The 18,880-nt window shown below is 68.9% G+C and carries 20 protein-coding genes and 2 tRNA genes; 10 read left to right on the top strand and 12 right to left on the bottom strand.

Translation table 11 applies throughout. The features are described 5' to 3' along the window. Positions 1-7 precede the first annotated feature (7 nt). The 3 genes from pstC to pstB all read left to right on the top strand — a co-directional run bounded on the left by pstC (position 8) and on the right by pstB (position 2,840). Complete coding sequence (gene pstC, locus PU630_RS04510) at positions 8-934, top strand: phosphate ABC transporter permease subunit PstC (RefSeq protein ID WP_275279165.1); 927 nt, start codon at positions 8-10, stop codon at positions 932-934. Between the two features lie 101 nt (positions 935-1,035). Next, positions 1,036-2,046 (top strand): phosphate ABC transporter permease PstA, encoded by a 1,011-nt coding sequence (gene pstA, locus PU630_RS04505; protein ID WP_275280025.1) that lies wholly within the window; start codon positions 1,036-1,038, stop codon positions 2,044-2,046. A gap of 14 nt (positions 2,047-2,060) precedes the next feature. Beyond that, positions 2,061-2,840, top strand: a complete 780-nt coding sequence (gene pstB / locus PU630_RS04500; RefSeq protein ID WP_275279164.1) for a phosphate ABC transporter ATP-binding protein PstB — start codon at positions 2,061-2,063, stop codon at positions 2,838-2,840. Positions 2,841-3,000: 160 nt separating this feature from the next. Here pstB and PU630_RS04495 read toward each other — a convergent pair whose 3' ends face one another. The 4 genes from PU630_RS04495 to PU630_RS04480 form a co-directional block, all read right to left on the bottom strand. Further along, complete coding sequence (locus PU630_RS04495) at positions 3,001-3,885, bottom strand: aminotransferase class IV (protein ID WP_275279163.1); 885 nt, start codon at positions 3,883-3,885, stop codon at positions 3,001-3,003. Between the two features lie 481 nt (positions 3,886-4,366). After that, positions 4,367-4,996, bottom strand: coding sequence for a DNA-directed RNA polymerase subunit beta (locus tag PU630_RS04490; protein ID WP_275279161.1), 630 nt, complete (start codon positions 4,994-4,996; stop codon positions 4,367-4,369). A gap of 17 nt (positions 4,997-5,013) precedes the next feature. Beyond that, on the bottom strand, positions 5,014-5,424 hold the full coding sequence (locus tag PU630_RS04485) for a VOC family protein (RefSeq protein ID WP_275279159.1): 411 nt from the start codon (positions 5,422-5,424) through the stop codon (positions 5,014-5,016). A 52-nt stretch (positions 5,425-5,476) separates the two neighbouring features. Beyond that, positions 5,477-5,884, bottom strand: a complete 408-nt coding sequence (locus PU630_RS04480) for a helix-turn-helix transcriptional regulator (RefSeq protein ID WP_428981982.1) — start codon at positions 5,882-5,884, stop codon at positions 5,477-5,479. 35 nt (positions 5,885-5,919) lie between these two features. Here PU630_RS04480 and PU630_RS04475 point away from each other — a divergent pair, with 35 nt between their 5' ends. Together PU630_RS04475 and PU630_RS04470 are read left to right on the top strand one after the other, a co-directional pair. Further along, positions 5,920-7,131, top strand: a complete 1,212-nt coding sequence (locus PU630_RS04475; protein WP_275279158.1) for an NAD(P)H-binding protein — start codon at positions 5,920-5,922, stop codon at positions 7,129-7,131. 42 nt (positions 7,132-7,173) lie between these two features. Further along, a tRNA-Lys gene (locus tag PU630_RS04470) sits at positions 7,174-7,246 on the top strand. Between the two features lie 17 nt (positions 7,247-7,263). On the opposite strand, the gene PU630_RS04465 is transcribed toward PU630_RS04470, so the two are convergent. Then, a complete protein-coding gene (locus PU630_RS04465; protein ID WP_275279157.1) occupies positions 7,264-7,839 on the bottom strand; it encodes a TetR/AcrR family transcriptional regulator in 576 nt (191 codons plus the stop codon). Between the two features lie 63 nt (positions 7,840-7,902). Between PU630_RS04465 and PU630_RS04460 the strand changes: the two genes are divergently transcribed. After that, positions 7,903-8,799, top strand: coding sequence for an oxidoreductase (locus tag PU630_RS04460; protein WP_275279156.1), 897 nt, complete (start codon positions 7,903-7,905; stop codon positions 8,797-8,799). 15 nt (positions 8,800-8,814) lie between these two features. Here PU630_RS04460 and msrA read toward each other — a convergent pair whose 3' ends face one another. After that, complete coding sequence (gene msrA / locus PU630_RS04455) at positions 8,815-9,369, bottom strand: peptide-methionine (S)-S-oxide reductase MsrA (RefSeq protein ID WP_275279155.1); 555 nt, start codon at positions 9,367-9,369, stop codon at positions 8,815-8,817. A 140-nt stretch (positions 9,370-9,509) separates the two neighbouring features. On the opposite strand from msrA, the gene PU630_RS04450 reads away from it, so the two are divergent. Continuing rightward, complete coding sequence (locus PU630_RS04450) at positions 9,510-9,842, top strand: hypothetical protein (protein ID WP_275279154.1); 333 nt, start codon at positions 9,510-9,512, stop codon at positions 9,840-9,842. A 30-nt stretch (positions 9,843-9,872) separates the two neighbouring features. Here PU630_RS04450 and PU630_RS04445 read toward each other — a convergent pair whose 3' ends face one another. Genes PU630_RS04445 through PU630_RS04435 form a run of 3 tightly spaced genes read right to left on the bottom strand, consistent with a single transcriptional unit; the run spans position 9,873 to position 12,976 of the window. Beyond that, a complete protein-coding gene (locus PU630_RS04445) occupies positions 9,873-10,109 on the bottom strand; it encodes a hypothetical protein (protein ID WP_275279153.1) in 237 nt (78 codons plus the stop codon). Between the two features lie 34 nt (positions 10,110-10,143). Further along, positions 10,144-10,728, bottom strand: coding sequence for an isochorismatase family protein (locus tag PU630_RS04440; RefSeq protein ID WP_275279151.1), 585 nt, complete (start codon positions 10,726-10,728; stop codon positions 10,144-10,146). 16 nt (positions 10,729-10,744) lie between these two features. Then, positions 10,745-12,976: an MMPL family transporter gene (locus tag PU630_RS04435; RefSeq protein ID WP_428981994.1), complete on the bottom strand. Its 2,232-nt coding sequence runs from the start codon at positions 12,974-12,976 to the stop codon at positions 10,745-10,747. 56 nt (positions 12,977-13,032) lie between these two features. On the opposite strand from PU630_RS04435, the gene PU630_RS04430 reads away from it, so the two are divergent. From PU630_RS04430 to PU630_RS04420, 3 genes are all read left to right on the top strand, one after another. Continuing rightward, positions 13,033-13,995, top strand: a complete 963-nt coding sequence (locus PU630_RS04430) for an EamA family transporter (protein WP_275279148.1) — start codon at positions 13,033-13,035, stop codon at positions 13,993-13,995. A 474-nt stretch (positions 13,996-14,469) separates the two neighbouring features. Beyond that, on the top strand, positions 14,470-14,673 hold the full coding sequence (locus tag PU630_RS04425; protein ID WP_275280023.1) for a cold-shock protein: 204 nt from the start codon (positions 14,470-14,472) through the stop codon (positions 14,671-14,673). 133 nt (positions 14,674-14,806) lie between these two features. Beyond that, positions 14,807-15,952 (top strand): fatty acid desaturase family protein, encoded by a 1,146-nt coding sequence (locus tag PU630_RS04420; RefSeq protein ID WP_275279146.1) that lies wholly within the window; start codon positions 14,807-14,809, stop codon positions 15,950-15,952. 51 nt (positions 15,953-16,003) lie between these two features. On the opposite strand, the gene PU630_RS04415 is transcribed toward PU630_RS04420, so the two are convergent. From PU630_RS04415 to PU630_RS04405, 3 genes are all read right to left on the bottom strand, one after another. After that, positions 16,004-16,076: transfer RNA gene (locus PU630_RS04415), tRNA-Thr, on the bottom strand. 62 nt (positions 16,077-16,138) lie between these two features. Then, entirely contained in the window at positions 16,139-17,689 is a 1,551-nt protein-coding gene (locus PU630_RS04410; RefSeq protein WP_275279144.1) for an alpha/beta hydrolase, read from the bottom strand. After that, positions 17,686-18,861 (bottom strand): DNA polymerase III subunit delta', encoded by a 1,176-nt coding sequence (locus tag PU630_RS04405; protein ID WP_275279142.1) that lies wholly within the window; start codon positions 18,859-18,861, stop codon positions 17,686-17,688. The genes PU630_RS04410 and PU630_RS04405 overlap by 4 nt, the downstream gene beginning before the upstream one ends. Positions 18,862-18,880: the final 19 nt, after the last annotated feature.

Here is an 18,880-nt window from a genome sequence, read left to right as displayed (position 1 = left end):
GAATCGAATGACGACGAAATCCACCGTCCGCGTCGGCGACCGGGTGTTCTCCACGACCACCGTGGTCGCCGGCGCGGCGATCCTCGCGACACTCGCCGCCGTCGCGATCTTCCTGGTCATCCAGAGCATCCCGGCGCTGGTGGCGGGCCCTGGCAAACTGCCGAACGACGCGGCGAACTTCTGGCAGTACGTCGGCCCCCTGGTGTTCGGCACCATCTGGGCCGCTTTCCTCGCCCTGGTGTTCGCCACGCCGCTGTCGATCGGCATCGCGCTGTTCATCTCGCACTATGCACCACGGCGCGTGGCGCAGACGCTCGGCTACGTCATCGACCTGCTGGCCGCCGTCCCGTCGGTCGTGTTCGGACTCTGGGGCATCGTCGTGCTCGCGCCGCTCGTGCAGCCGCTGTACCGGTGGCTGGGCGACAACTTCGGCTGGATCCCGCTGTTCGCGGGCCCCGTCTCCGGCACCGGGCGCACGATCCTCACGGCCGCGATCGTGCTGGCGGTCATGGTCATCCCGATCATGACCGCCATCTGCCGCGAGGTCTTCCTGCAGGCACCGCGCCTGCACGAGGAGGCCGCGCTCGCGCTGGGTGCGACCAAGTGGGAGATGATCCGGATGTCGGTGCTGCCGTTCGCGCGCAGCGGCATCGTCTCCGCGATCATGCTGGGGCTGGGCAGGGCGCTGGGCGAGACCTTCGCCGTGGCCATGGTGCTCTCCCCCGCGTTCATCGTCAATTTCGCGCTGCTGCAGGCACAGAACCCCAACACCATCGCCGCGAACATCGCGCTGCAGTTCCCTGAAGCCACGGGGGTCTCGGTGAATGCACTGGTCGCTTCCGGTCTTGTGCTGTTCGTGGTGACCCTGCTGGTGAACGTCCTGGCCCGGTGGATCATCAGCCGCCGCGCCGCCTTCTCAGGAGCCGACGCATGACCACCATCGTCCCCGAGTCCACCGCGGTCAGCGAGGCCTCCGGCATCCACGCCCCGCATCTGTCTCTGACCGGTGGCACCCTCCCCCGCGGCACGACCTGGATGGTGCTGCTCGGCGGCTGGGTGTTCGCCGGTGCTTTCTTCGGACTGCTGTGGGCCGCGGGGATCACCACGACGTTCAGCCTCGTGGGCACCGTGTTCTTCGGAACCGTGCTGTTCGACATCGTGCTGTACGTCATCTCGCGCATCGTCGAGGGAGGCCGGCGCGCGAAGGACCGCCTGGTGACCTCGCTCGTGTCGACGGCTTTCGTGATCGCGCTGCTGCCGCTGGTCTCGCTCATCTGGACGGTGGTTCTGGGCGGGCTCGCGCGGCTCGACGTGGCCTTCTTCACCCAGTCGATGCGCAATGTCGTGGGCGAAGGCGGCGGCGCGCTGCACGCGATCATCGGCACGCTGCTGATCACGCTGGCCGCTGCGGTCATCTCGGTGCCGATCGGCTTGCTCACCTCGATCTATCTCGTCGAGTACGGCCGCGGGGCGTTCGCCAAGGCCATCACCTTCCTCGTCGACGTGATGACCGGCATCCCGTCGATCGTCGCCGGCCTGTTCGTGTTCGCACTCTTCGCGCTGATCGCAGGGCCTGCGGTGCGCAACGGCTTCATGGGCGCGGTGGCCCTGTCCGTGCTCATGATCCCCGTCGTCGTGCGATCGAGCGAAGAGATCCTGCGACTCGTGCCGAACGAGCTGCGCGAGGCGTCGTACGCGCTGGGCGTGCCGAAGTGGCTGACGATCCTGAAGATCGTGCTGCCGACCTCGCTCGCGGGCATCGTCACCGGTGTGATGCTGGCCATCGCGCGTGTGATCGGCGAGACCGCACCACTGCTGCTGGTGACCGGATTCACCTTCAGCATGAACTACAACCTGTTCGACGACCGCATGATGACCCTGCCGGTGTTCGTGTACACGCAGTACACGCAGGCGGCCGGAGTCAGCGCGCAGGCGTCGATCGACCGCGCCTGGACGGCTGCCCTCACCCTCATCGTCATCATGCTGGTGCTGAATCTCGCCGGCCGGCTCATCGCCAAGATCTTCGCGCCCAAGCGCGGCCTGTAACCCCAAGGAGACCCGTGTCAAAGAGCATCGACGTCACCGATCTGAACGTCTGGTACAGCGAGTTCCTCGCCGTCGGGGGCGTGAGCATGCACATCGAGCCGCGCAGCGTGACCGCCTTCATCGGGCCGTCGGGATGCGGCAAGTCCACGTTCCTGCGCACGCTCAACCGCATGCACGAGGTGATTCCCGGCGCACGCGTGGGCGGCGAGGTGCTGCTGGACGGCGACGATCTCTACGGCCCGGGCGTCGACCCGGTCGCGGTGCGCCGGCAGATCGGCATGGTCTTCCAGCGGCCGAACCCCTTCCCCACGATGTCGATCCGCGACAACGTGCTGGCGGGCGTCAAGCTCAACAACAGGCGCATCGCCCGCAGCGACGCCGACGACCTCGTCGAGCGTTCGCTGCGCGGCGCGAACCTGTGGAACGAGGTCAAAGACCGCTTGGGCAAGCCCGGTGCCGGCCTGTCGGGCGGCCAGCAGCAGCGCCTGTGCATCGCGCGGGCCATCGCGGTCTCGCCCCAGGTGCTGCTGATGGACGAGCCCTGCTCGGCCCTGGACCCCATCTCGACCTACGCGATCGAAGAGCTCATCGCGAAGCTGAAGACCGAGTACACGATCGTCATCGTCACGCACAACATGCAGCAGGCGTCGCGGGTGTCGGACAAGACGGCGTTCTTCAACATCGCCGGCACCGGCAAGCCGGGCACGCTCATCGAGTACGGCGAGACGGCGACGATGTTCACGACCCCCCGCGAGCAGGCCACCGAGGACTACGTCTCGGGCCGGTTCGGCTGATCGCGGCAGCCGCAGCATCCCGTCCCTGTGCACAGCGTCGGGGATTCTCAGCAACACGCCGCCATCGGCCGGGGAATCACGGCGTGTCCGCGAAGATGCCCTACCGTGTGCACGGCGCGTCGGGGCACGGCGCGTCGGGGCGGGGCGCGTCGGGGCGAGATCAGTCGCGCGGGCTCAGAAGGTACCGATTGAGGGATGCCGTCAGCTCGCGATCGGTCGGGATGCCGACGCCGTCGACGGCCGTGATCGGAGCTGCCAGGCGGACGCTGGAGACGAGCCATGCGGCATCCACTGTTCTCAGCTTCTCGGCCGGAACGATCTCGTAGGCGGTCGGGTGCCCCTGCGCGGCGACGTGCTCGAACACGCTGATCTGCGTCGTGCCGTGCAGGATGCCGCTGCCCACGGCCGGGGTCACGAACCGTTCGCCGAGCTGGAGGATGAGCGACGCGGTGGGCGCCTCGAGCAGGATGCCGTCGCTGGAGACGAAGACGGCGTCGTCAGCGCCGCGGCGGTGCGCCTCGCGGATGGCCGCCATGTTGACCGCGTACGACAGCGTCTTGGCGCCCAGCAGCAGCCAGGGAGCCCGGTCGGCCGCGCCGCTGTCGATGCCGCGATCGAGCAGGACGACGCGGATGCCGCGCTCGCGCACCCCGGTGTTGTCGGCTGCCCGCGCGGCCGTCGCCCACGCGGTGGGTGCCGGCCCGTGCTCGACGCCGCGGCTGAGGATGAGCTTGATGACCGACTCCCCTGCGCCGCATGCTGCGGCCGCCCGCTCGACAGCCTGCCGCCACTGGCCAAGATGCGGCGCGGGCAGGTCGCAGAGCGCTGCCGAGTGCGCGAGTCGTTCGAGGTGCGCGGCGACCTCCTGCGGGTGGCCGTCGACGACGCCGATCGATTCGAAGATGCCGTCGCCGCGCTGCGTGCTCAGTTCACTGACGCTCAGCGCGGGCGCCGAAGGGTCGAGCGCGGTGAAGGTGGCCGCGAAGTCGTCGCGCAGGTCGTCGGGAGCTGCGGGGTCGATGAGCAGGGCGAAGTGTGCGGCCATGGTTCGAGCGTACGGCCAGCCGCGCGTTCATCTCGCAGGACGTTTTCGCGGTCCCGCGCGTGTCGACGGCGTGTCGCGCGCCGTGTCGCAGAAGCCTCCTGCGAGATGAACACGAGAAGTCGCTGGGGAGGGAATAGCCAGGCCGTGACGTCGGTTACACTGGATCGGCCGGGCCGCAGTAACCCCGGGCTCCATCTTCTGCCGCTTCGAGCGGCCTTGCGCCGAGAGGCGTTCTGCGGCCCGGCACTACTGTGTCAGGACGCCTCTCCCGCGAGGCGGCATCAGCACCGCGGCGTTCTGCGGCCCGGCACTACTGTGCCCTGCCCCGCCCTGCCCCGTCCCTCTCAGACTTCGGAAAGTCGCACCAAGCTCGGAGGCTTTGCGCGAAAAGTTCCGAGCTCGGTGAGATTCTCCGAAGCCTGTGGGCGTCGCGCACGCGAACGGCGTCTCGAGCCTGAGGAGAGAAGTGGATGCCGCGGGCTCAGCTCAGCGCATCCATCCGCCACAGTGCGGCGCTGGCCGAAAGGTCGGCCGCGATCGTGGCCAGGCGCGACGCGCGTCGGGTGAGCGTCGTCGCCCGCTCGGGCTCGGAGTCGTCGGCCACGTGCGTCGCACCCGATGCCTGCACCCGGCTGAACGCCGCGGCCCGGTCGAGCGCCACGGCGAAGTCGCCGTCGAACACGCCGCGCAGAATGCGGTCGACGGTGGCGACGAGTTCGTCCGGCCCGGAGGGCACCGGCGCGCCCGCGATCACGGGGTCGGCCGAGCTGATCTCGACTCGTCCGCGCTCGTACAACAGTGCCGCTGTGGCCGGGTCGCGGTGGATCATCAGCTGCAGCAGGTACAGGTTCCACAGCGACCCCGGAAGACTCCGCGCGGGCGCGCGCGACCAGAGCTCGGCGATGTCGTCGATCCCGTGCGTGCGCGTGAAGTCGACGAGCCGGTCGACGGTCTCGGTGTCGGGGTCGGCGCGCACCCGCGACAGCAGCGCGGTCGCGGTCGAGTGCGCGATGCGGGTCGCCTCGGCGGGGTCGTGCGCCCCGAACAACCTGTCGAACTCCTCACTGGCGCGACGCACCGGCTTGTGGAACTCCCTGCCCGAATCCTGCACCCGTCAAGGCTACGCCGTCACGCGGTGCCGTTGATCCGCACGAGGTTGCCGGCCGGGTCGCGGAACGCGCAGTCCCGCGGGCCCCACGGCTGGTCCATGGGCTCCTGCAGCACCTCGGCGCCGGTTGCGCGCACCCGTTCGAAGGTCGCGTCGAGATCGCTCGTCGCGAAGACGACGGGGCCGGGTCCTGCACCTTTGGCGACGAGCCGCGCAAGCGCGTCTGCGTCGTCGGGCGAGCGTCCCGCGCCAGGCGCCGAAAGCACGAGCACGACGCCGGGCTGCTCGGGAAGGCCCATGCTGAGCCAGCGCCAGCCGTTGCCCGAGACGTCGTTGAGCACGGTCAATCCGAGCGCGTCGCGATAGAAGGTCAGGGCTTCGTCGACGTCGTCGACCGTGAGCGGAAAGTATCCGAATCTGATGTCTGCCATGCCCGAAACGCTACGCGGCGGCATCCGCCGTCGCTTCTCGAATCCTGCTCGATCAGGCGTACCGCGTCGGCCGGGTGAGCACGCGCGCGAAGCATTCGGGCAGCGCTTCGGTGTCGTCGTGCGGCCGGGCCCGATAGGCGCTGGGGGCCTCGCCGACGATCTCGGTGAACGTCGAGCTGAACGAACCGAGCGACGTCGCCCCGACGGCGGTGCAGGCATCCGTCACGGTGAAACCGCTGCGGAGCAGCGCCATCGCCCGTTCGATGCGTCGCGTCATCAGGTAGGCGTACGGCGTCTCGCCGTAGGCGGTCTTGAATTCGCGCGAGAAATGCGCGGGTGACATGAACGCGCGTGCCGCCATCGTGGGCACATCCAGTGGGCGCGCGTACTCGCGATCCATGAGGTCGCGGGCGCGTCGCAGGTGCGCGAGGGTCTGTGGACTCTGGGGGGCGGATGCCACGGTCCGAGGCTAGCGGACGGCAGTACGCTCGGACCATGCGGATCGCCATCGCCGGAGGCACGGGGACGGTCGGGCGCCTGGTCGCCGACCTCGTCCTGAACCACGGACACGAGCCCATCGTCATCTCACGGTCCACGGGTGTGGACCTCGTCACCGGCGAGGGGGTGGATGCCGTGCTCGGCGACGTCGACGTGGTGATCGATGTCACCAGCACTCCGTCGATGTCGGCTGCAGCATCCATCCGCTTCTTCGAGACCGTGACGAAGAATCTGCTGGCTGCCGAGGAGCGCGCGGGCGTACGCCACCACGTCGTGCTGTCGATCGTCGGCATCGACAGCGCCGAGAAGGGGTACGGCTACTACCAGGGCAAGCGTGCGCAGGAGCGCGCGGTCGAGGCCGGGGCCATTCCCTACTCGCTCGTACGGGCGACGCAGTTTCACGAGTTCGCGCGGCAGATGTTCGAGCGTATGAAGACCGGCCCGTTCGTGCTCGTGCCGACGATGCGCTCGCAGCCGATCGATGCGTCCGAGGTCGCCGAACGACTCGTCGAGCTCGCCGAGGGAGCCCCGGCGGGGCGCGTGGCCGACATCGCCGGTCCTCGCGTCGAGCGGATGGCCGATATGGCCCGCCGCTACGGCCGCGCCGCCGGGTTGCAGGGCCGCGTCGTCGAGCTCTCGCTGCCCGGTTCTTCGGGTCGGCAGATGCGTGACGGCAGCCTGCTGGCCGGCACCGCCGCACAGGTGCGCGGCAAAGACTTCGCGGCCTGGCTGCGCGAGCAGACCGGTTCGGACGGTCAGGCGAAGAACCCGAAGGGGACGGGCATCGGCGGCATCTCGATCGTGCGCGCTCCCCTGCCCACCGCGCCCGAGCCATCGCTGTCGAATGCGCGCGAACTCGTCGCCGGGTTGCAGACCGCCGGGATGCCCATCACCCTGACGATCGAGGGCGACGAGCGCCGGCTGCCGGTTCACGTCGACGAGGTCGCGTTCCGCGCCTTACAGGAAGGCGCGGCGCTCGTGCTGACCCGCACGAGAGGGGTGGATGCCACGGCCGCCGTCCGCTATCTGCCCCACGCCGTCGAGATCGAAGTGGGGCACGGGCCCGGGCGGCTGACCGCGCAGGCGGAGCACGCGATGACCCTCAGCCGCACGCGGGCCGACATCCGGCGCCTGGGCGGCGCGGTCACGTCGGGCGCGAGCGACGACGGCGCGTTCCACGTGACCGCGACGATCCCCGTGGCGGAGTGATGGTGTCATGCATGCCCCTGCGACAAGTAGGCTTGATGTCACGGGCCTGTAGCTCAGTTGGCAGAGCATCGGACTTTTAATCCGCGGGTCGAGGGTTCGAGCCCCTCCGGGCCCACTCCGACGTCGAGACGTTCATCCGCGAAACAACGCCACCGCGTCATCGATGAGGTCGTCTGTCAGTTCTGCGGGCACTCGACCGCTCGCCACGAGCGTCGCGATCCCCTGCAGCGTGGCGGCCAGCAGCAGCTTGAGGCGCGTCGTGTCTCCCCCGCGCAGCTCGCCGGATGCCTGCCCCTCCTCGATGAGTGCGCCGAGCCGAGTGAAGACCCGCTCCGCCGCCGTGCCGACATCGCTGCGGCCCTCGGTTTTGGCCATCGTGAACATCAGCTCCAGCAGGGCCCCGTCGCGCACGGCGAAGGCGACGAAAGCAGCCGCCGCTGCGCGCACCCGTGCGGCGCAAACATCACCGGCACGTGCGACCGCCTGTGTGATCTCGTCGTCGAGCCGCTCGAAGCCGCGCACGGCAAGGGCTGCCAGCAGCGCCTGCCTGTCGCGGAAGTGGCGGTTCGGCGCGCTCTTGCTCACTCCGCTGCGACGCGCCAGATCGCGCAGAGAGATCTCATCGATCCCCCCCTCCCGCAGCGTCTGCTCGGCGGCCACGAGCAGCACCGCGCGCAGATTGCCGTGGTGGTAGGGCACGCCCGTCATGCACCCACTCTATCACCAATGTATCCCTTGCCAACATTGTTGGCGTCGCCTACTATGTAGGCCATGCCTACTTCACTCCCGAGTCTTACCCTTCCCAACCTCTCCGCACGGACGGCGGTGATCACCGGCGCGTCTGCGGGGATCGGTCTGGCCACCGCGCGGGCGCTCGCCGCCGCCGGCTGCCACGTCGTGCTCGCGGTCCGTGATGTGTCGAAGGGAGAGGATGCCGCGAGCCGCATCGCCGGCAGCACCGAGGTGCGCCGACTCGACCTCGCCGACCTGTCGGCTGTTCACTCCTTCGTCTCGCAGTGGGGCTCGCGCAACATCGACCTGCTCATCAACAACGCGTACGCGGCATCCCCTGCCCTTCAGCACACCGCGGACGGCTTCGAGCTGCAGTTCGGCACCGGCCATCTGGGTCACTTCGCGCTGACCGTGCTCTTGCTCCCGCACATCACGGGGCGGGTCGTCACGGTGTCGTCACAGGCAGAGCGCAGCGGCCGCTTCATCTGGAACGACCTCGCGTGGGCGCACGGTGGATACACATCCGCACGGGCCTACAGCCGCACAAAGCTCGCCGGCCTGCTGTTCATGAGCGAGCTGCAGCGCCGACTCGAGGCCGCAGGCTCGTCGGTTCGCGCGCTCGCCGCGCACCCCGGCTTCATCGCGACGGACATCTACTCGGAGGCAGGAGCTGCGACCCGACTGCTCGTGCGCACCCTCGCCCAGACGCCGGAGCGCGGCGCCCTGCCGGTGCTGCACGCAGCCCTCGCCGATGTGCCGGGTGACAGCTTCATCGGCCCGAGCCGGTGGGCGCGCATGCGCGGTGCGCCCGCGCCGATCCCCCGTTCCGCGCAGGCGGACAACAGCGACCTTGCGGCCCGCCTCTGGGCGGTCTCCGAAGAGCTAACCGGGGTCGCCTGGACCGCGGTCATGCCGACCGAAAGGCATGCCCGGTGACCGGGACCGCGCTGATCAGACCGCGGTGGTGTCACGCCGCGGCAGCACCCAGCCCGCCCGCGGGAAGTGGCAGGTGTACCCGTTCGGGTAGGTGATCAGGTAGTCCTGATGCTCGGGCTCGGCCTCCCAGAACGGCCCCGCGGGCTCGATCGTCGTCACGGCCTTGCCCGGCCACAGCCCCGAGGCGTCGACATCGGCGATCGTCTCGCGTGCGGTCTGTTCCTGCTCCGGCGTGAGCGGGAAGATCGCCGATCGGTAGCTGGTGCCGATGTCATTGCCTTGCCGGTCGAGGGTCGACGGGTCGTGGATCTGGAAGAAGAACGCCAGGATGTCGCGGTACGTGGTCTTCGTCGGGTCGAAGACGATCTCGACCGCTTCGGCATGGCCGGGGTGATGCCGATAGGTGGCGTGGTCGTTCTCGCCGCCGGTGTAGCCGACACGCGTGTCGAGAACGCCCGGCTGGCGACGGATCAGGTCTTCCATCCCCCAGAAGCACCCGCCCGCGAGCACAGCCGTCTCCATGCCCGGTTCGCGCCGAATGTCCCCCGTGTCGTGAATGCCGCTGGTCATGATGACTGTTCCTCCGTTCCGGATGCCGCGGGCTGCGGCATCCACAGGACACAACGTCGCACGAGTCCGTTTTGGTCCCGTTCCATTCTCCCGGCTCTCGGGCGCCCTCGGCGTCACGCGGCGCCGGTATCGTGCTGAGTGTGTTCACCCTCACCGACGACGCCTGCATCATCGTGAAGGCCATCGCCGACCGTACCGACGGCGGGCGCGAGTCCGGCGGCATCCGCGTCTACGACGGCTCCGACCGCGGCACCGACTTCGCCCTCGAACCGGCCGGCGGCCCGGAGGAAGGCGATGTGGTGCTCGAGCAGTCGGGCGCGCACATCTTCCTCGCCCCCGACGTCGTCGACGACCTCGAAGACTTCGTCCTCGAGGCGAGCGTCGGCCCCGATGGCGTGGTGGACTTCTCGTTCGGCACCAACGGCCCGCAGGGCATGACCGGGGTGCGCTCCACGGGCGGCCACGCCCACTGAGCTCACGGCGCGTGTCAGTGGGTGACGAGCTCAGCGCCGCCCTGCGGCATCCGGTTCCCGCCCCACGGCGAAGTACGTGATCGGGCCGACGAAGTTGACCAGGGTGATCAGCCGCCACATGCGCTTCGGGCCGCGCACCTGCGCGTCGGTGCGCCGCGTGAGGTCGGCGTGCGCGAGGGCGAGAAGTGCGAGCTGCGCAACGCCGCCGACCACCACGGCCGCACGCGCCGCGGGCGAGAGGTCTATCCACTGCCGTTTGGCTGCCATGAGGCGAGTCTACGTCGGCGCCACTGTCCAAAACTCAGCTCATCACGGCGACCAGCTCGGCTCCGGCGTGCGCCAGCTCGGCGAGCGCGGCCTCGCTCGAGGCAGCCGCGACGCCCGCCACCAGGTCTGTCAGCACGCGCACGTGGCGGCCATGCGCTATCGCGTCGAGCGCAGACGCACGCACGCAGTAATCGGTCGCTATACCGGTCACGTCGACGTCGATGATGCCGTGCGCGTCCAGCAGCTGCTCGACGGTCTCTCCGTCGTCGGTGACGCCCTCGAACAGCGAGTACGCCGGCTTGCCCTGCCCCTTCTTGACGTGGTGGGTGATGGATGCCGTGACCAGGCCGGGATCGTAGGCGGCACCCTCTGTGCCGGCGACGCAGTGCACCGGCCAGGTGCCGACGAAGTCGGGTTCGCCGGAGAGTGCGAAGTGCCCGCCGTTGTCGCCCGTGCCGTCGTGCCAGTCGCGCGAGGCGACGATGATGTCGTAGTCGTCGGCGTGCTCGGCGAGCAGCCGCGAGACGCCTTCGGCGACGGCATCCCCGCCCTCGACACCGAGGGCTCCGCCTTCGGTGAAATCGTTCTGCACGTCGACGATGAACAATGCTGTGCCCATGCCTCGAGGGTACCGATCAGTCGCGGGTCCGGGCATCCACTCCCCTGCGCCACAGCTTCGACGGCCACCAGATCGCGCGCCCGATGTCGTACGAGACGGCCGGTACCAGCAGGGAGCGCACGATGAACGTATCCAGCAGCACGCCGAATGCGACGATGAACGCTATCTGCGCGAGGAACAGGATCGGGATGACGGCGAGCGCCGCGAACGTCGCGGCCAGAACGAGACCTGCCGAGGTGATCACGCCGCCGGTGGCCACGAGCCCGCGCATGATGCCCGGCCGCGTGCCGTGTCGCTTCGACTCCTCACGCACGCGCGTCATCAAGAAGATGTTGTAGTCCACCCCCAGCGCGACGAGGAACACGAAGCCGTACAGCGGCACCGCCGGGTCTGCCCCCGGGAACTGGAAGACGTGGTTGAACACCAGGGCCGACACGCCCATGGCGGCAGCGAACGACACGATCACCGACAGCATCAGCAGCACCGGCGCGAGGACCGCCCGCAGCAGCAGCATCAGGATCACGAAGATCACCAGGAGCACGATCGGGATGATGAGCGTGCGGTCGCGGATCGACGTGTCGTTCGTGTCGATGTCGGTCGCGGTCACCCCGCCCACCTGCACCGCGCTGTCGCCGAGTTCGGTCGACAGCGCACCGCGCAGGTCGCGCACCGTCTGCTCGGCCGCGTCCGAGTCGGCTGGGTCGGCGAGCGTGCCGGTCAGGAGCACCTGCCCGTCCGACACGGTCGGCTCTGGTGCGGCGGTTCCGGGCGGCCCCTGCGCGGCGATCGTCACGTCGCCGTCGTCAACGGTGACCGTCGCCTGCCCCGATGGGGAGTCGTCGGATGCCGCGGCCAGTGACTCGAGGCCGGGCGAGGCATCCATCACCACCGCGGCGCGGTCCAGATCGGCCTTCTCGACGAGCACGTACACCGGACTGCCGCTGCCGGCGTCGAAGTGTTCGCCAAGCACGGCCTGACCGTCGCGGGCCTGGGACGCGCTCGTGACGAGGTCGCTGGTGGGCACGCCCTCGGCCTTCAACTGCAGGATGCCGGTGCCGGCCGCCAGGAGGACCACCAGGCACACGATCCAGACCGGACGCGAGTGCCGGGCCACCAGCCGCGCCTGACGCGGCCAGAAACCCTTGACCGGCACGGTGAGGTCGTCGGGAATCGTCGCGAGCGGCTGCCTGGGGATGAACGGCCAGAACGCCGCCCGCCCGACCAGAGCCAGCAGTGCCGGCAGGAACGTCAGCGCCGACAGGATCGCGAACGCTATGCCGATGGAGGCGATCGGCCCGAGGGCCCGGTTGGTGGCCAGATCGCTGAGCAGCAGACAGAGCAGGCCCGCGATCACCGTGCCGCCGGAAGCGAGGATCGGCTCGAACGCGCCGCGCCAGGCGGTGGTCGTGGCATCCCACCGCTTCGCCCCCTGCGCCACGGCCTCGCGATATCGCGCGACGTACAGCAGCGCATAGTCGGTGGCGGCGCCGATCACCAGGATGAAGAGGATGCCCTGCACCTGACCGTTGAGGACCACCACCCCCGCCTTGGCGAGCCACCAGACGGTGAGCAGCGCCACACACAGTGCGAAGCAGGCGGTCGCCAGCACGAGGATCGGCAGCAGCGGTGACCGGTACACGATCACGAGGATGACGAACACGGCGAGCAGCGCAACCCCCAGCAACAGGCCGTCGATGCCGAGGAACCCCTGCACGAGATCGGCGGTGAACCCGGCGGGTCCCGTGATCCACGCCGTCGTACCGTCGGGGAGGTCTGCGTCGAGAGCGGTGCGCACGGCATCGACCGAGTCGGAGACCTCTTCGGTGCCCATCGGCACGAACAGCTGCACCGCCTTGCCGTCGTCGGAGGTGATCGGCGGCGACACACTGCCGTTCACACCGGCGACGTCGCCGAGTGGGTCGACGAGATCGCGCAGCGCGGAGAGCTGATCGTCAGTGAGTTTCGCACCGTCGTCGGCGGTGACCACGACGACGGCCGGGATGCTGTCGCTGCCGGTGAAGTCGGCCAACCTGTTCTGCACGACCGTCGACTCGGCCGAGTCGGGCAGGTACGCCGCGTGGTCGTTCGTGGAGACCTCGCTGACCTTTCCGAAGTACGGGCCGCCGATGGCTCCCCCGACCAGCCACACGAGTACCAGCAGCACCGGGATGCCGATGCGCAGCCACCGCGTCGGCAACCTGCTCTGCTCACGGAGCTCTCGACGAGTGTGCGGACGAGGTCGCGACATCATGCCCCCAGACTAGAGAGCCTCTTCGGCAGACGGCGACACTCTAGGCTGACGTCATGCCCGCCGCAGCCATCGCTCTCTTCGGCGCGCTCGTCTACGGCTCGGCGGACTTCCTCGGGGGCCTTGCCGCCAAGCGGCTGCGCTCGATCGTCGCCACGGCCGTCGCCGCGGCATCCGGGCTCGTTCTGCTCGCGGCGCTGTCCCCGGTGCTGGGCGGCGAGTGGAACGGGGTGGATGCGGCATGGGGCGCCCTCTCGGGGGTCTTCGGCGCGATCGCCATCGCCCTCCTGTACGCGTGTCTCGCCATCGGTCCGATGAGCATCTTGTCTCCCCTGACCGCCGTCGTCTCGGCCATCGCGCCGATGACATGGGGACTGCTCGTCGACGGCGAGCAGCTGAGCGCAGTGGGCTACGCCGGGCTCGGCGTCGCGCTGGTGGCGGTCGTGCTGGTGGGGTTCATCCCCGGTGAGGCCGCCGTGCGCCCTGCTGCGCGGGGGCTCGTGATGGCAGCGGGCGCAGGGCTCGCGATCGGCGCCTTCGTCATCGCGATCGATCAGACATCGTCGACCAGCGGCATCCTGCCGCTCGTGGTCAATCGCGGGACGAATGCCGTCATCACCGGAGTGATCGTCGGGATGCTGCTTCTTGCCGGCCGACGCCGCGGGCGAAGCGCGCGACAGGTGTTGGCCGCCCAGGGCGTGGAGATCGGCGCGACGCCCACCGGCCATGCCGACCTCGAGCATGCCGTCGGCGATACCGGCGCGGTCGCCAACGCCGGGATTGCGCCGAGCGCCTGGTGGCTGGCGGCCGTCTGCGGGCTGGCCGACGCCTCCGCCAACGCGGTCATGCTCGTCGCGCTGCGGATGGGCGACCTCTCGGTTGTTTCAGCGCTGACGGCGATGTATCCGGCCGGCACGATCATCCTCGCGGCCCTCGTGCTGCGCGAGCGCATCGCCACCGTGCAGTGGGCGGGTCTGGTGCTCGCCCTCGCGGCGGGCGTCATGCTCGCAGTCGGCTGACAGCGGGGTCGTGCTAGGGTGGAGGTGCCCTTCGGGGCGCACCGCACGTCGTGATCCTGCCGCCTCACCGTCGAGCAGTTCGTGGACCGACGTCCGCACCGGCGCACAACGCCGCATCCATCTCCTACGCGTGGCCTGCCCCGCGTCACACAGCCAAGGTTCTTCATGTCTTCCCCCGCTTCCGTCCCCGTCGCCGCCGTGCAATGGCGCCAGGCCGACGACGACGTCCACGTCGCACACCTCGCAGGTGCGTATGCTGGTTTCATCGAGGTCACCGTGCACGGCTACGCCGCACACAGCGGCCTCGGTGCCGACCTCGGTCTGCATGCGACCCGTTCCGACGCGGTCGCGGCGGTCGAGGCATCCAATCTTTCGGCGCCGGAGTCCCGTCGCCGATCCCGCCGTCCGCTCCGCATTCGTCGGCGCGGCACCCCCGGCCGCTCCGGCGGCCCGCACAACAGAAGGAAAGACACGATGGCCACTGGCACCGTGAAATGGTTCAACGCCGAAAAGGGCTACGGGTTCATTGCACCCGACGACGGCTCCGCCGACCTGTTCGCGCACTACAGCGCGATCACCGGCAACGGCTTCAAGGAGCTGCGCGAGGCGCAGAAGGTCGAGTTTGACGCCGAGCAGGGCCCCAAGGGCATGCAGGCGGCAAACATCCGCCCGCTCTGATCTCTCGAAGAACGGCCGGGGTCCTCATCTGGACCCCGGCCGTTCTGTGTCTGTGCGGGGCCTGTATATTCCGCCTCGCGCACGTGACCGCGCGTAGGGTGGGCATCAGCGATCGGCAACTGCCCTTGGCTCCATGGCCGAAGCGGTCACGATCGAAAGCACAGGTGCTCTCATCTCCTCCACCACCCTCGAGCCGCGGCTCGGGCCCGTTCGTCAGACCTACGCGCGCACCGAGGACTTTCCGCCGCTCACCCGTGCGTTCACTGACGTGTCGCAGGTTGCCCGGGAGAGCGGGCTGCTGGCTCGCACACCGTGGTTCTACGCCTTCGTGGGCCTGCTGATCGCTCTCGGCTTCGGCGGAGCCGTCACGGGCTTCCTGCTCCTGGGCGCCAGCTGGTTCCAGCTGCTGATCGCCGGGGGGCTCGGCATCCTCTTCACGCAGGTCGCTTTCCTCTCGCACGAGGCCGCGCACCGCCAGATCCTCTCCTCAGGCCCCGCAAACGACCGTCTCGCGCGGCTGCTGGGCAACGGCGTGGTCGGCATGAGCTATTCGTGGTGGAGCAACAAGCACACCCGCCACCACGCCAACCCGAATCGGGTCGGTCGTGACCCCGACATCGAGATCGACACGATCTCATTCCTCGACGAAGACGCCGCAACCGCGCGCGGTCTGCGTCGCGCGATCACCCGCCGTCAGGGCTGGTTGTTCTTCCCGCTGCTGGCCTTCGAGGGGATCAACCTGCACCGGCTGGCGTTCACCCACCTGCTGACGCGCAAGCCCGTGAAGGGCCGCTGGATCGAGCTGGGCCTGATCGCGCTGCGCTTCGCGATCTTCGTCGTACCGGTGTTCCTGCTGCTGCCGCTGGGCATGGCCTTCGCGTTCCTCGGAGTGCAGCTGGCGGTCTTCGGAATCTACATGGGCGCTTCGTTCGCGCCGAACCACAAGGGCATGCCGGTCATCGACCGCACGGCGAAGCTCGACTTCTTCAGCAAGCAGGTGCGCACCTCGCGCAACATCACCGGCGGCTGGTGGGCCACCTGGCTGATGGGCGGCCTCAACTACCAGGTCGAGCACCACCTGTTCCCGAGCATGCCGCGTCCGCATCTCGCGCGTGCTCGCGAGCTCGTGCGCGACCAGTGCGCCACGCTCGACGTGCCCTACGTGGAGACGACGCTGTGGCGCTCCTACGCGATCGTGATCGGGTATCTCAACCGCGTCGGCCTGGCCGCACGCGACCCGTTCGACTGCCCGATGGCGTCGTCCTACCGACGCGTCTGACACTCCCCACACACGACGAAGGCCCCCTCTTTCGAGGGGGCCTTCTGTGTGAGCCGCCTGTCGGAATCGAACCGACGACCTATTCATTACGAGTGAATCGCTCTGCCGACTGAGCTAAGGCGGCGTGCGCTGTGCACGATGATCGATCTTACATGGTCGCAGGGCGACCCGTGAAATCGTCCGAGCTCAGTCGCAACGCACGTCGGCGTCGGGTACCGTGCCGTCGACGAAGTAGTCGTTCACGGTGTCATCGACGCAGCTGTTGCCCTTGTTGAATCCGGTGTGCCCCTCACCGACGCGGGTGATCAGGATGCCCGAATCCAGCTGCTTCGCAAGCGCCTGGGCCCAGGTGTACGGGGTCGCCGGGTCGTTGGTCGTGCCGATGACGAGAATAGGGCCCGCACCCGCGGCGTGGATCTCTTCACGCACGCCCGTCGCCTTCGCCGGCCAGCTCTCGCAGCCGTCGATGTCGACGTTCCAGTACGGCGCGATCACCGGGGCCTTCTGCTTCAGCGTCGCCTGCGCGGCCGCTATCTGCGCGTCGGTCGCGTCATTCGGGTAGTCCATGCAGTTGTAGGCCGTGAATGCCTCCTGCGAGTTGTCCTGATACTTTCCATCCACGCGGTTGTAATAGAAGTCAGCGAGCTGGAAGGCGATGCTCGGGTTGCCCTTGGCGATGCCCGCGAGCGACTGGGTGAGGTACTGCCAGCTGTCTTGCGAGTAGAGCGCGGCCACGATCGAGGTCAGCATCGCGTCGGCACCGAGCATGCGCCCGTCGGTGTTGCGCAGTGGCGACTTGTCGACCCTGGCGAACAGCGCGCCCAGGCTCGACATCGCGTCGTCGACCGTCCCCGAGAAGGGGCATCCCCGAGTCTTCAGGCATGACGCCATGTAGGCGCGCAGCGCCGACTCGAACCCGACGCCCTGGGTCACGCTCACCTCGAGTGACGAGGTCGACGGGTCGAGCGCGCCGTCGAGCACGAACCGCCCCACCTTCTGCGGGTACAGCTTTGCGTACGTCGCCCCGAGGAACGTGCCGTACGAGTAGCCCAGGTAGTTGAGCTTCTTGTCGCCGAGCACGGCGCGCATGAGGTCCATGTCACGTGCCGCGAACTCGGTGGTGATGTAGGGCAGGATGCCGCCGCTGTTCTCCTCGCACGCCTGCGCGAAGCCCTTCGCCGAAGCGAGGACCTCTTCGCGCCACTCGGCGGTGTTGCGCGGTGCGCTGGGGATGTCGAATAGGTATGCATCCATCTGCTTGGCGTTGAAGCACTTCACCGCCGTGGACCCGCCCACGCCACGCGGATCGAAGCCGATCACGTCGTAGTGCTCGGCGAGGGTCGATCCCACGGCGTAATCGAGCGAGTCGCGGATGAGCTCGACGCCGCTGGCGCCCGGTCCCCCGGGATTGACCAGAAGCGCCCCCTGCGAGGTGCCGGTCGCGCCGTGCTTGATGATCGACAGCGAGACCTTGCCTTTGCCCGGATCGTTCCAGTCGAGCGGAGCATCGATGTCGGCGCACTGATCAGCACCCGCGCACGACGACCAGTCGATCGTCTGCGTGTAGAACGGCAGCAGTTCGGATGCCACGCCCTCCGCGTCGGGAGTGGGGCTCGACGCAGGTTGAGATGAGGCCGCTCCCCCGTCGGGGATGACGGTGAACAGGCACCCGGACAGGGAGACGGATGCCACGGCCACACCGGCGAGCACTGCCAGCAGACGGGTCTTGGTGTTCACGGGGTCCTTCCGCTTGCGACGGTGATGAGCATGCTCTCCAGCGCGAGTGCCGGAGCGACATTCTGCTCGATGTTCTTACGGGTCGCCGAAATGGCGTCGAGCACGGTGACAGTGCGCGCGGGCTCCCACGCCTTGGCAACGGCACGCAGTTCGGGCTCGAGCTCACGGTTGATGAGATCGTGATCGCGCCCGAACTGCAGCATGAGCACGTCGCGGTACATCGACTGCAGATCGGTGAGCACCCGATCGACGCCATCGCGCCGGCTGCGGGTCGCACGCCGCTTCTGCTCGTCTTCGAGGGCCTTCACCTGCGAACGGACTGCCGGTGGAACCGCCGCGCCGGGCGCCACGCCCATCGTCGCGAGCAGCTGGGCGCGCTCGGCCTCGTCGCGCTCGGCAGTCAGCGCCTTTGCGTCATCGGAGGCACCCGCATCGATCTGAGCGGCGGCCTCGACGGCCGTCGACACTCCGCGCACCTTCAGCACCGCGCGCAGCATGGCATCACGCCGATCACGGGACGCGGCATCCGTCGCCAGTCGCTGCGCCATGCCGATGTGCCGCTGTGCGTGTCGGGCCGACTGCTCGGCGATCTGCACGTCCACGCCGGTGCGCTCGGCCACGAGGGCCGCCACGTCGGCGATCTCGGGGTCGTGCAGGCGCAGGACCCGTACCCGAGAGCGGATCGTCGGGAGCAGGTCGGCGTCGCTCGGCGCGCACAGGACCCAGATGGTGCGCTCGGGCGGTTCTTCGAGCGCCTTCAGCAGCACGTTCGAGGTGCGCTCGCTCATGCGGTCGGCGTCTTCCATCACGATCACGCGATAACGACCGAGGGACGGCGCGAAGTACGAACGCTCGACGAGTGCCCGCGCGTCTTTGATCGAGATGATGACGCCCTCGGTGCGCAGTGCCGTGTAGTCGGGATGCGTGCCCGCGAGCACCTGGCGCATGACGAGCTCGTCACCGGGCTCGGCGATCAGCGCCGCGGCGAAGGCTCGGGCGATCGTGGAGCGGCCCGAACCAGGGGGGCCGGTGATGAGCCACGCATGCGTGAGTTCTGCAGGGTCGGATGCCGCGGCCTGCAGCGAGCGCACGGCGTCGGTTTGCCCCCACACTTCGCCCCACGGGACCGCACGCTCAGAGACGCGGGTCACGGTCTCGGAGGCGGCGTCCATGCCGACCAGCCTAACCGTG

This window comes from Microbacterium horticulturae (assembly GCF_029094505.1).
GTDB lineage: Bacteria > Actinomycetota > Actinomycetes > Actinomycetales > Microbacteriaceae > Microbacterium > Microbacterium horticulturae.
Note: the sequence above shows the minus strand (reverse complement) of the source record. Positions and strands in the feature narration are given on the sequence as shown.

Coding starts and splice junctions, on each gene's coding strand:
- pstC (WP_275279165.1), top strand. CDS start 8: ATGACGACGAAATCCACCGTCCGCGTCGGCGACCGGGTGTTCTCCACG.
- pstA (WP_275280025.1), top strand. CDS start 1,036: ATGGTGCTGCTCGGCGGCTGGGTGTTCGCCGGTGCTTTCTTCGGACTG.
- PU630_RS04495 (WP_275279163.1), bottom strand. CDS start 3,885: ATGGCCGCACACTTCGCCCTGCTCATCGACCCCGCAGCTCCCGACGAC.
- PU630_RS04485 (WP_275279159.1), bottom strand. CDS start 5,424: ATGGCAGACATCAGATTCGGATACTTTCCGCTCACGGTCGACGACGTC.
- PU630_RS04475 (WP_275279158.1), top strand. CDS start 5,920: ATGCGGATCGCCATCGCCGGAGGCACGGGGACGGTCGGGCGCCTGGTC.
- PU630_RS04465 (WP_275279157.1), bottom strand. CDS start 7,839: ATGACGGGCGTGCCCTACCACCACGGCAATCTGCGCGCGGTGCTGCTC.
- PU630_RS04460 (WP_275279156.1), top strand. CDS start 7,903: ATGCCTACTTCACTCCCGAGTCTTACCCTTCCCAACCTCTCCGCACGG.
- msrA (WP_275279155.1), bottom strand. CDS start 9,369: ATGACCAGCGGCATTCACGACACGGGGGACATTCGGCGCGAACCGGGC.
- PU630_RS04445 (WP_275279153.1), bottom strand. CDS start 10,109: ATGGCAGCCAAACGGCAGTGGATAGACCTCTCGCCCGCGGCGCGTGCG.
- PU630_RS04440 (WP_275279151.1), bottom strand. CDS start 10,728: ATGGGCACAGCATTGTTCATCGTCGACGTGCAGAACGATTTCACCGAA.
- PU630_RS04435 (WP_428981994.1), bottom strand. CDS start 12,976: ATGTCGCGACCTCGTCCGCACACTCGTCGAGAGCTCCGTGAGCAGAGC.
- PU630_RS04430 (WP_275279148.1), top strand. CDS start 13,033: ATGCCCGCCGCAGCCATCGCTCTCTTCGGCGCGCTCGTCTACGGCTCG.
- PU630_RS04425 (WP_275280023.1), top strand. CDS start 14,470: ATGGCCACTGGCACCGTGAAATGGTTCAACGCCGAAAAGGGCTACGGG.
- PU630_RS04420 (WP_275279146.1), top strand. CDS start 14,807: ATGGCCGAAGCGGTCACGATCGAAAGCACAGGTGCTCTCATCTCCTCC.
- PU630_RS04405 (WP_275279142.1), bottom strand. CDS start 18,861: ATGGACGCCGCCTCCGAGACCGTGACCCGCGTCTCTGAGCGTGCGGTC.